Origin of the sequence: Arthrobacter sp. I3 (assembly GCF_000520575.1) — a bacterium.
Lineage (GTDB): Bacteria > Actinomycetota > Actinomycetes > Actinomycetales > Micrococcaceae > Arthrobacter > Arthrobacter humicola_A.
The window spans coordinates 100,757-111,217 of sequence record NZ_KI914945.1; the positions used below are offsets into that span (position 1 = coordinate 100,757).

13 protein-coding genes are annotated in these 10,461 nt (G+C 66.4%); 5 read left to right on the plus strand and 8 right to left on the minus strand.

The features are described 5' to 3' along the window. Nucleotides 1–116: 116 nt before the first annotated feature. A complete protein-coding gene (locus Y706_RS0117555; RefSeq protein ID WP_028277633.1) occupies nucleotides 117–1,091 on the plus strand; it encodes an acyl-CoA thioesterase in 975 nt (324 codons plus the stop codon). Between the two features lie 12 nt (nucleotides 1,092–1,103). Here Y706_RS0117555 and dnaB read toward each other — a convergent pair whose 3' ends face one another. After that, nucleotides 1,104–2,489 carry a replicative DNA helicase gene (gene dnaB / locus Y706_RS0117560; protein WP_018775337.1) on the minus strand — a complete coding sequence of 462 codons (1,386 nt, stop codon included), beginning with the start codon at nucleotides 2,487–2,489 and terminating at the stop codon, nucleotides 1,104–1,106. Nucleotides 2,490–3,360: 871 nt separating this feature from the next. Here dnaB and Y706_RS0117565 point away from each other — a divergent pair. Together Y706_RS0117565 and Y706_RS0117570 are read left to right on the plus strand one after the other, a co-directional pair. Then, nucleotides 3,361–3,807 (plus strand): hypothetical protein, encoded by a 447-nt coding sequence (locus tag Y706_RS0117565; protein ID WP_028277634.1) that lies wholly within the window; start codon nucleotides 3,361–3,363, stop codon nucleotides 3,805–3,807. Between the two features lie 3 nt (nucleotides 3,808–3,810). After that, nucleotides 3,811–4,383 (plus strand): hypothetical protein, encoded by a 573-nt coding sequence (locus Y706_RS0117570; protein ID WP_028277635.1) that lies wholly within the window; start codon nucleotides 3,811–3,813, stop codon nucleotides 4,381–4,383. Nucleotides 4,384–4,441: 58 nt separating this feature from the next. Here the strand turns inward: Y706_RS0117570 and Y706_RS0117575 are convergent, their stop codons facing one another. Further along, nucleotides 4,442–4,879 (minus strand): TFIIB-type zinc ribbon-containing protein, encoded by a 438-nt coding sequence (locus Y706_RS0117575; RefSeq protein ID WP_043436386.1) that lies wholly within the window; start codon nucleotides 4,877–4,879, stop codon nucleotides 4,442–4,444. A gap of 74 nt (nucleotides 4,880–4,953) precedes the next feature. Continuing rightward, on the minus strand, nucleotides 4,954–5,583 hold the full coding sequence (locus tag Y706_RS0117580) for an FMN reductase (RefSeq protein WP_028277637.1): 630 nt from the start codon (nucleotides 5,581–5,583) through the stop codon (nucleotides 4,954–4,956). Nucleotides 5,584–5,723: 140 nt separating this feature from the next. On the opposite strand from Y706_RS0117580, the gene Y706_RS0117585 reads away from it, so the two are divergent. Continuing rightward, nucleotides 5,724–6,146, plus strand: a complete 423-nt coding sequence (locus Y706_RS0117585; protein WP_028277638.1) for a DUF1801 domain-containing protein — start codon at nucleotides 5,724–5,726, stop codon at nucleotides 6,144–6,146. Nucleotides 6,147–6,300: 154 nt separating this feature from the next. Here Y706_RS0117585 and rplI read toward each other — a convergent pair whose 3' ends face one another. The 4 genes from rplI to rpsF all read right to left on the minus strand — a co-directional run bounded on the left by rplI (nucleotide 6,301) and on the right by rpsF (nucleotide 8,072). Continuing rightward, nucleotides 6,301–6,753 carry a 50S ribosomal protein L9 gene (gene rplI, locus Y706_RS0117590; RefSeq protein ID WP_018775331.1) on the minus strand — a complete coding sequence of 151 codons (453 nt, stop codon included), beginning with the start codon at nucleotides 6,751–6,753 and terminating at the stop codon, nucleotides 6,301–6,303. Nucleotides 6,754–6,770: 17 nt separating this feature from the next. Then, entirely contained in the window at nucleotides 6,771–7,010 is a 240-nt protein-coding gene (rpsR, locus tag Y706_RS0117595; protein WP_003800144.1) for a 30S ribosomal protein S18, read from the minus strand. Nucleotides 7,011–7,135: 125 nt separating this feature from the next. Next, nucleotides 7,136–7,711 (minus strand): single-stranded DNA-binding protein, encoded by a 576-nt coding sequence (locus tag Y706_RS0117600; RefSeq protein WP_018775330.1) that lies wholly within the window; start codon nucleotides 7,709–7,711, stop codon nucleotides 7,136–7,138. Between the two features lie 55 nt (nucleotides 7,712–7,766). Further along, nucleotides 7,767–8,072, minus strand: coding sequence for a 30S ribosomal protein S6 (rpsF, locus tag Y706_RS0117605; RefSeq protein WP_026266755.1), 306 nt, complete (start codon nucleotides 8,070–8,072; stop codon nucleotides 7,767–7,769). 271 nt (nucleotides 8,073–8,343) lie between these two features. Here rpsF and Y706_RS0117610 point away from each other — a divergent pair, with 271 nt between their 5' ends. After that, a complete protein-coding gene (locus Y706_RS0117610; RefSeq protein ID WP_028277639.1) occupies nucleotides 8,344–9,027 on the plus strand; it encodes a DUF1345 domain-containing protein in 684 nt (227 codons plus the stop codon). Between the two features lie 13 nt (nucleotides 9,028–9,040). On the opposite strand, the gene Y706_RS0117615 is transcribed toward Y706_RS0117610, so the two are convergent. Next, complete coding sequence (locus Y706_RS0117615; RefSeq protein ID WP_028277640.1) at nucleotides 9,041–10,354, minus strand: M18 family aminopeptidase; 1,314 nt, start codon at nucleotides 10,352–10,354, stop codon at nucleotides 9,041–9,043. Nucleotides 10,355–10,461 lie beyond the last annotated feature (107 nt).

Consider the following 10,461-nt stretch of genomic DNA (forward strand, 5'->3'; position numbering starts at 1 on the left):
TTTGGTGGCCGCCCGCCGTCGTGTGTCTCCAGGGTCATGGCCTGGTTATGGCGTGCCGGACAGCCATTATGTCGCCGGCCGGCGGCGCCTGCCGGGCCAATCAGTAAACTCACATTATGAGCGAGAATGCGCCCAATTCCGTGACCCTGCGCTTCCTGGCGGCCCCCACCGATGTCGGCCACAGCGGCTCGGTCGACGCCGGCACCGTGCTCGAGTGGGTGGACAAGGCGGCCTATGCCGCCGCCGTCGGCTGGGCAAAGTCCTACTGCGTGACGGCCTACGTGGGGAACATCCACTTCGCGGACCCGGTCAACAGCGGCGACATGGTGGAGGTCGAGGCCACGATCGTGTACACCGGGCGGTCCTCGATGCATATCCGCACCGTGGTGTCCTCGGGCGATCCGAAGGGCGGCCCCGCCACCATGCGCAGCCAGTGCATAGTGATCTTCGTGGCCGTGGGCGCGGACGGCAAGCCCATACCGGTGCCGCAGTTCGTCCCTGAGACGCCGGATGAAATCGAACAGCGGGACCACGCGCTGGCCCGGATCAAGGTCCGCGAGGACATCGTGGAGGCCATGAGCGGACAGGAATATACCGACGCCGGCACGGCCGAGCGCGTGGTGCTGCGGTTCATGGCCGCGCCCACGGACGTGAACTGGGGCGGCAAGGTGCACGGCGGCATCGTCATGAAGTGGATCGACGAGGCTGCGTACGTCTGCGCCTCCCGCTACTGCGGCAAGGACACCGTGGCCGTATTCTCCGGCGGCGTGCGGTTCTACCGGCCGCTGCTGATCGGCCACGTCGTAGAGGTGGAGGCCCGGCTGGTCTACACCGGCACCAAGGGCATGCACATCGCCGTCCACGTCCGGTCCGGGGACCCCAAGGGGCGCGAGCTGGACCTGACCACATACTGCCTGACGGTCATGGTCGCCCGCGACGAGACCGGCACCTCGGTCCCGATTCCGCAGTGGGTGCCGGTGTCAGCGGAAGATATCCGGCTCCACGCCCACGCCCGCGAACTGCTGGAAATCCGCGGCCGGGCCCCGGGGAACCGGCTGCCCAACCACCTGCTCGCGGCCGGCGACCGCTAGGGCCGGGCGGGGCTAGAAGCCGCCGCCACCGCCGGCGTCGGCGGCCATGTTGGCAAACCGCGAGTAGTGGCCCTGGAAGGCCACCACAATGTCTTTTGTGGGGCCGTTACGGTGCTTGGCGATCAGGATGTCCGCCTCGCCGGCGCGCGGGGACTCCTTGTCATAGACGTCTTCGCGGTGCAGCAGGATCACCATGTCGGCATCCTGCTCGATGGAGCCGGATTCGCGCAGGTCCGAGACCATGGGGCGCTTGTCCTGGCGCTGCTCGGAGCCACGGTTCAGCTGCGACAGCGCAATCACCGGCACCTGGAGTTCTTTGGCCAGGAGCTTCAGGGCACGGGAGAACTCGGAGACTTCCTGCTGGCGGGATTCCACTTTCTTGCCCGAGCTCATGAGCTGCAGGTAGTCCAGGATCACCAGTTTGAGGTCATGCTGCTGCTTCAGGCGCCGGCACTTGGCCCGGATCTCCATCAGCGACATGTTGGGGCTGTCATCGATGAACAGCGGCGCATCGTTCATCCGGCCCATGGTGGTGGCAATCTTGGACCACTGCTCGTCCTTGATGGTGCCCTTGCGGAGGTCCTGGAGGCCGATCGTGGCCTCGGCGGACAGCAGGCGCATGGCGATCTCGTTGCGGCCCATTTCGAGGGAAAACATGACGGTCGCGAGGTTGTTCTTGATGGCGGCCGAGCGGGCGAAGTCCAGAGCGAACGTGGACTTGCCGACGGCCGGGCGGGCGGCGATGACGATCATCTGGCCGGGATGCAGGCCGTGGGTGAGTTCATCGAGCTCGTAGAAGCCGGTGGGGACACCCACCATGCCCTCGCCGCGGTGGCCGGAGGCCTCGATCTCGTCCACGGTGGATTCCATGACGTCCTTGAGGACCACATAGTCCTCGGCGGTCCGGCGTTCGGCGACGGCGTAGACCTCGGCCTGGGCCTGGTTGACCAGGTCTTCGACCTCGCCGTCCTGTCCGTAGCCGAGCTGGACGATCTTGGTGCCGGCGTTGACCAGGCGGCGCAGCACCGCGCGTTCGCCGACGATTTCAGCGTAGTAACCGGCGTTGGCCGCCGTGGGGACGGTCTGGATGAGTTCGTGCAGGTAGGCGGGTCCGCCGATCCTGTTGATTTCGCCGCGCTTGGTCAGCTCGTCCGAGACGGTGACGGCGTCCGCGGGCTCGCCGCGGCCATAGAGGTCGATGATGGCCTCGTAGATGGTTTCGTGCGCCGGACGGTAGAAGTCCTGGCCACGCAGGATCTCGACGACGTCGGCGATGGCGTCCTTGGACAGCATCATGCCGCCCAGGACTGACTGCTCCGCGGGGATGTCCTGCGGAGGCTTGCGGCTGCCCTCGGCTCCCCGCGTACCCTCGACTGAGTCCAGATGCGTAACTGACAAAACTGCCGTCCTTCATTGTGTGCCGTGGCGGATGTCCGTTCGCCGCGGCGCGTAAGCACTGCGCCTTATGCCCAATGCCCTCGTACCCAGTGCCTTAATGCCAGTGACTTAAGGCCAGCGCCTTAAGGCCAGTGCCTTAAGACCAAACACCGTATCCCGGCGGGTCGACGCCCAGCCGCTGCGGTGCTCACCGGCCGTGATGCCGAACTGCCGTAATTGCGGAGCTGTGATGCGTACCTGCTGTGATTCCGAACTACTGTGATGCCGAACTGCTGTGATTCCGAACTGCTGTGATGCGGGCGGCAAAACCCGGCACATGCCGGCCGCTCTATTCTTACCAGTCAGCTCCGACAGTTAGCGCCGGCCCAGCGACCGCCGTTATCCACAGTGCTGGTGCGGCCGCAGGGCACCGGATCCCGGAGCCGGCGTCCTGGCGGGCACCATCCGGCGACCGCAGGTTTTTCCGCTTCCCTCGCCCGATATCCTGCTACGTTATCCGCCGCCGGGGCAGGCACCAACCCGGCCGCCCCGCTGCCCTGTGGATAACCTGTGCACTAGTGCCTGATGCTTGTGCACAGTCTGTGGGTAGAGCTGTGGATAGAAAAAAAGTTAAGCCTGTAATCAGTGCTTGACCTGCGGAAATGTTGCATTCATCTTGTGGACACAAAACAATTTCCGCCAAGCTTCATCCACAGCCTGCACCTTGGGGCTGGGGATACGATGCGGCGCAGGAGGCCACATTTGCCGCCCGATACGCGCATTTTGTGACCGGATTCATTCCCGCCGAGCCGAATTGACGCCAGCAGCGGCGCACTGTACGCGAGGTGCGGAACATGCTGTGGATAACCGCAATCTGGCATAAGCTCTAATCATGGGCGATGTACTGATAGTCATGTTGCCTGCCCTCATCCTCGCGACGGTGCTCTGGGCGGCGGTCACGGCGTTGAAGCCGCGGAACCACGGCATCTCAGAGGCCGAGCGCTACCAGCAGGAACTGGCGCTCAAGTCCCAGGCCCACTACGCGGCGCAGGTCCGGGCTGCCGAGGCCTCCCGCGCCCGGATTGAAGCGACCACGCGCCCCAGCCAGAACTCCCAGCAGCAGTCGCAGCAGGCCGACCACGCCCGCTCCGCCCTGTTGGGCCGGGACAGCTCCGGCCACCAGGATGCGTTGTCCGCCATTGGACACCTGAACCCACAGCTCCTCTTGCAGCTCCAGTCACTGGCCCACGACGGCCACAAGACGAAGGCCGTCCGGCTGCTGCGGCAATCGACCCGCTCGGACCTGAAGACCGCAAAGAATTACGTAGATCGGCTCTAGCACATGGACTCCCTGCTCATTCCCGTACTGATCCTGGTGCTCGTGGCCGCCGCCGTACTGCTGGCGGTACGGGCGTGGAGCCGCCGCGGCGAACGCACCAGGCCGGCACCAGCGCCGCAGCCGGACCCCAACTCCGCGGAGCTGGCCCGGACGGCGGCCGCCAGGCTCACCGAGGAGCAGCACCGGCAGCTCTACGCGCTGATCGCGCAGGGGCAGGCCATGGCCGCCATCAAGGTCTACCTCGAGGCCACAGGCGAGGGCCTCCGGGCGTCCCGCGACGCCGTCGCGGCGCTGGCAGCCCACCCCCAGCCCTTCCGCGCCCCTGAGCCGGCGCCGGCGGCCGTTCCGGACGACGACGACGTGCCGCAGCGGTTCTCGTACCGCTACCGCGCGATCGCCAGCAAGGGCGATGTCACCCGCGAGGTGAGCAGCAACATGCTCAATGATGAGATCTACGGGAGGATCCGCACCCTGGCCAAGAGCGGCGACACCGAGGCCGCAGCGACCGCCCTGACCCGCCACTCGGATATTTCCATGAAACAGGCCCGGGAATTCATCGCACTGCTCGGCGACTGAACCCCGCAGGGCCCACGCCCGCTCCGGGGCCACCCGCACGGCCGGCGACCCGGCAGGGCTAGAAGTCGAACAAGTCCCCCAGCCAGCCTTCCTTCTTCTTCGGACGGCGGCGGTCATCGTAACGCGGCTGCTCATACCTCGACTGGTCGGGCCGCGGACGGTCGCGGCGGTCATCGTACCGGCGCTCGTCATAGCGGCGGTCATCCGGACGCCGGTCGTCCCGGCGCGGGTCGAGGTTGTACAGCGGCGGCGGAATATGACCAGCCGCCGCAGGTGAAAACTCAGCAGGTGGAAACGCAGCAGGTGGGATCGCTGCCGGCGGCACGGGTGCGGCGGGGACGCCGGCTTTCGGGCCCAACTTCTCCGCCGCACGGTCGATGATCTTGTCCAGCTCTCCCCGGTCCAGCCACACCCCGCGGCATTGAGGGCAATAGTCGATCTCCACGCCGCTGCGTTCACTCATGATCAGGTCAATAGAATCCACGGGACACTTCATGTCCCGGACAACGAGCGGGCGGCCGAAAAGGTTCGGACGGCGCTGCGGGCCCGGAAGCCCGGCGCCGGGCAGACCTACCGCTGGGCAGCGATCCCGGCCAGCAGCTGCTCAAACGGCAGGGACTCCAGCGCGGCCGGCTTCTGCTGCGGCCCTGAGTCCTGCAGCAGGGCGACAAACTCCCCCGCCGCCCGGTCCACGCGCACCGACAGCGGCGAGCCGCCGACGTCGTTGTTGTTTCCCCAGTCCTGCGGCCCGGCGAAAACCGCGGTGGCGGCGATCCGGGTGCGCAGGTAGGTGAACAGCGGCCGCATCGCGAAGTCCAGCACCATCTGGTGCCGGTCCGTGCCGGCGGTGGCCCCGATCAGCACGGCCTTGCCTTCGAGCGCCTTGGGATCGAGCACGTCGATGAAGGACTTGAAAAGCCCGCTGTAGGACGCGCTGAACACGGGGCTGACGGCGATCAGGCCATCAGAGGCCTCGACGCCGGCGATCACTTCGGCGAGCCGCGGAGCCGCATACCCGGTGACAAAGTTGTTGGCGATGTCCACGGCGAGGTCCCGCAACTCCAAGACCTCGATGTCCACGGCGTAGCCGGCCGCGGCAAGCTGCCGCTCGGCCGAGGCCGCCAGCTGGTCCGCGAGCAGGCGGCTTGAGGAGGGGACGCCGAGTCCGGCGGAGATAACGGTGATACGGCGGGTTTCCACGGAGTGCTCCTAAGTTGAATCCTGGTCAGCAACGCGACTACATGCGTTTGCATCTACCCTTAGAAGCGGCGGGCAAGGGGATTTATTCCCGGCCACCCTCCCCGTCTGACAAGAATCTCGCGCTCTGCAAGACTGCCCTCATGGCTGAAAACAAAACGCAGGCAACCGGCGCGTCGGTTCAGGAGTTCCTGGCCGCCGTCGAGCATCCGGTCCGGCGCGCCGACGGATTCCGCCTGCTGGCGCTGATGTCCGAAATAACGGGCGAACCGGCGCAAATGTGGGGTCCGACGATTGTGGGCTTCGGCCGCTACCACTACAAGTACGCGAGCGGCCGGGAGGGCGATGCCGCGGCGGTCGGCTTCTCGCCCAGGAAATCCAGCCTGTCGCTCTACGGCCTGACATATGGGCCGGAGGCCGCCGAACTCCTCGGCAGGCTGGGCAGGCACAAGCTCGGCGCCGGCTGCCTGTACGTCAACAAGCTCGACGACGTCGACGAGGCCGTGCTCACCGAACTGGTCCGGCTCGGCTACCGGCATGTCACCACGGCGCTGCACCAGGCCTAAGGGGATTCGCCCCGCCAAAGCAACGCGGGGTCACCTGCGGCCCATGACGCCGTCCAACATGGACCGGGTTAAAGCGGAAGGCCCCCGCCTTCGGTCCTCAGAGAGGTCCGGAGGCGGGGGCCTGCCAGCAGTTCAGGACTGCAGCCGGTGAGGGCTACTTGCCTGCGACTACGTCGAGTTCGATCACAGCGGAAACGTCGTCGTGCAGACGGACGTTTGCCTGGTAGGAACCGGTCGACTTGATGTGTGCCGGCAGTTCAACCTTGCGCTTGTCGATACGGCCCAGGCCTGCGGCCTCAACAGCGTCGGCCACGTCGCCCTGCTTGACGGTGCCGAACAGGCGTCCGGTTGCGCCAGCCTTGACGACCAGCTTGACCGGCTTGGCGGAGAGTGCAGCAGCCTGCTTCTGAGCATCTTCCAGGGAAGCGTGCTCGCGGGCAACGCGGGCAGCCTTGATGGACTCAACCTGCTTCTCGCCACCCTTGGACCAGGTCAGGGCGAAGTTGCGGGGCAGCAGGTAGTTACGTGCGTAACCGTCCTTGACCTCGACAACGTCGCCAGCAGCACCGAGACCGGTTACTTCGTGGGTCAGAATGAGCTTTGCCATTTTAGTTAATCCCTTCCTTAGCCGCGGCCAGCGCCGGAGTAAGGCAGCAGAGCAACTTCGCGGGCGTTCTTGATTGCCTGGGCGATCTTGCGCTGTTCCTGCACCGTGACGCCAGTGACGCGACGGGCGCGGATCTTTCCGCGGTCGGAGATGAACTTGCGCAGCAATGCTACGTCCTTGTAGTCGATGACAGTGATGTCAGCGGCCTTCAAGGGGTTGGACTTTGGTTTGGGCTTACGGAGTTCAGCCTTAGCCATCGTGGAGCTCCTATTCGATGGAGCCCGTGGATATTGATCCACGGGATGGTGGTGATCCGGCGCAGTCTGCACCAGGCCGCCTTGCGGCGGCCAGTCGGTTTTCGTTGCCGGACCTTAGATGTTGTTTAGAAAGGAGGTTCGGAATCCGGGCCGTTGCCCCAGCCGCCGCCCGCATTGCTGACCCCGGGCGTGGCCCACGGGTCTTCCTGCGCGGCGGGCTGGTTGCCGCCCCATGTCCCACCGGTGTTGCCGCCCTGGTTTGCACCCTGGCCGCCACCGAATCCACCGCCGCTGTTGCCGCCGCCGAAGCCACCCTGTCCACCCTGACCGCCGGAGCGCTGGGTGCGGTTGACCTTGGCGTTGGCGTAGCGCAGGCTCGGGCCGATTTCGTCGACCTCAAGCTCGATAACGGTGCGCTTCTCGCCTTCTTTTGTTTCGTAGGAACGGCTCTTCAAGCGGCCGGAGACGATAACGCGCATGCCCTTGGTCAGGGACTCGGCGACGTTTTCGGCTGCTTCGCGCCAGACCGACGCGCGGAGGAACAGGGTTTCCCCGTCCTTCCACTCATTGGACTGCCGGTCGAAGGTGCGGGGAGTAGAAGCGATGGTGAAATTCGCTACGGCCGAACCGGACGGTGTGAACCTGAGTTCGGGGTCATTGGTGAGGTTACCGATAACCGTGATAGTGGTTTCGCCTGCCATCTACTGCCTCCTTGTGCGTTCCTGCGGGGATAAAGATTGAAGGTTGGCTGCTGAATTACTCAGCAACAACTTTCTGCTCTTCGGGGCGGGTGATCTTGGTGCGCATGATGGTCTCGTTGAGACTCAGCTGGCGGTCAAGTTCCTTGGCGGTAGCCGGCTCGGCGGTGAAGTTCACCACGGCGTAGATACCTTCGGACTTCTTCTGGATTTCGTAAGCCAGGCGACGACGGCCCCAGATGTCAACCTTTTCGATGGTTCCACCATCGTTGGTGATGACGTTCAGGAACTTCTGAAGCGACGGCTCAACGGCACGCTCTTCGACCTCGGGGTCGATGATTACCATCAATTCGTAAGGACGCATATGTGAACCCACCTCCTTTGGGCTAAGCGGTTACGGCATTTCCGTAACAGGAGGTTCATTTGCGGTGTCATGCAATGCCCGGCCGCCGGAACGGAGGCAGGGCGCAGCACAGACTTCAATAGCTTAGTGCATGCGGGCCGGAATCCGCGATTCCGTGCCTCCACCGTACGGCCCCGCGGCCTGGCCGGGAAGAGCGCCGGCGGCCATGTGGATAACCGCCACACGGCCAGCGGTCAGTCGGGGGGCGCATCGGCTGTGCCATGATCTGAAAATGCACACCAACCCCTCGTCAGCCGTGCCGCCGCCGCTCCGCCGCAGCCGTCTCCGCTTCGCCGCCATGGTGCTGCTGGGGCTGCTCGCCGCCGGGGCGGCCGGAATGTCAGGGCACTGGGTGCAGGCTCCCACGATTGGCTGGTGCGCCGCCGCCTTGACCTACGTCGTCTGGGTCTGGCTGGTTATCGGCCGCCTCGACCCTGCCGGCACCCGGTTGCACGCCACAACGGAAGACCCGGCCCGGAGCACGACGGACCTGCTTATCCTGGCCGCCAACGCCGCCAGCCTGGCGGCCGCGGGAGCGGTCATCGTGGATTCGCACAACAACACTGACACCCTCTCCAGGATTGCCGGCGGGCTGCTCGCGGTAGTCTCGGTGGCGCTGTCCTGGACCCTGGTCCAGACGCTGTTCACACTGCGGTACGCGGAGCTGTACTACGGCACGGGCACGAGGGCAGGCTCCCGGGTGGGCGGCATCGACTTCAACCAGAGCAGCCCGCCGCAGTACACCGATTTCGCCTACTTAGCCACAAGTCTGGGCATGACATACCAGGTATCGGACACCGCGCTGCAGAACCATGGCATCCGGGCCGAGGCCCTCAAGCACAGCCTGCTCTCCTACCTCTTTGGGACCATCATTCTGGCAACGACCATCAACCTCGTAGTCGGCGTCGCCGCGTAGGGCGCCGCAGGCGTCAGGCCGCCGTCCGGAAGAACGTCCGGGTCACCGCGGCCAGCCGGTGCGGGTCCTCGACGCCGCAGAGCTCGCGTGCCGAGTGCATCGACAGCAGGGCGACGCCGACGTCGACCGTCCGGATTCCCAGCCGGGTGGCGGTCAGCGGGCCGATCGTCGACCCGCACGGCATCACGTTGTTGGAGACGAATTCCTGGTACGGAATACCGGCGTCGGTGCACAGCCGGGCCCAGAGGGCGGCGCCGGCGGCGTCGGTGGCATAGCGCTGGTTGGCATTGATCTTCAGCAGCGGACCACCGTTGAGGACCGGCCGGTTGGCGGGATCGTGCCGCTCGGGATAGTTCGGGTGCACGGCGTGGCCGGCGTCCGCGGAGACGCAGAACGACGCCGCGAAGGCCTGCCGCCGCTGGCTTGCAGAGGCGCCGAGTCCGTCCGAGATCCGCACGAGGACATCTTCGAGGATGGGCCCGCACGCCCCGGAGCGGGACGCCGAGCCGATTTCCTCGTGGTCGAAGGCGGCCAGCACGGCAATCGGCGCACCGTCCGGCACGGGCGTGCCGGCGTGCGCCACCAGCGCCGTGAGCCCGGCGTGCGTCGCGGAGAGGTTGTCGAGCCGGCCGGAGGCGAAGAATTCGCCCCTGGCGCCGAACACCGCCGGGGCCTGGGTGTCTGCGATGACGACGTCGTACCCGCCGATCTGCGCCGGATCCACCTCGGCACCGGCAACGCGGTCCGCGAGGAGTCCGAGCAGGTCCTCGCCGGCTGGGTCGCCCAGGCCAAAGACCGGATTCATGTGCTGCTGCTTGTCCAGGGCCAGGCCCTCATTGACGGCCCGGTCCAGGTGGATGGCGAGCTGCGGGAAGCGCAGCAGCGGGCCGGTGGCCGTGAGGTGCTGCGTGCCGTCGCGCATGACGAGCCGGCCGGCGAGCTGGAGTTCGCGGTCCAGCCAGGAGTTCAGGAGGGGTCCGCCGTAGACCTCGACGCCGGCCTGCAGCCAGCCGAACTTGCCGGTGGTGGGCTTCGGCTTGAGTTTGAAGGAGGGCGAGTCCGTGTGCGCGCCGAGGATGTTGAAACCGGTGGTCGGTCCGGCGCCTGCCGGCACCACCCAGGCGATGAGGGCGCCGTCGCGGATCACGTAGAACTTGCCGGCGGCGGCCGCGGGCTCCGGCCAGGGCTGCAGTTCGTCCAGGCCGGTGAAGCCCGCCGCGTCCAGCCGGCGCGCGGCCTCGTGGACGGCGTGGAAGCTCGACGGCGACGCGCTGACGTACGCGCCGAGGTCCTGGATGTGCTCTACGGCAGTGCTCGGTGTGGGCATGGCTCCGAGTCTAGCCCGGCACGCACGGGCCCCGAGGGGCGGGGCCGGGGGCCGGGGTGCCGGGCGACGCCGCGCCTAGACGGTGACGTTGAGACCGGCGGCGTAGC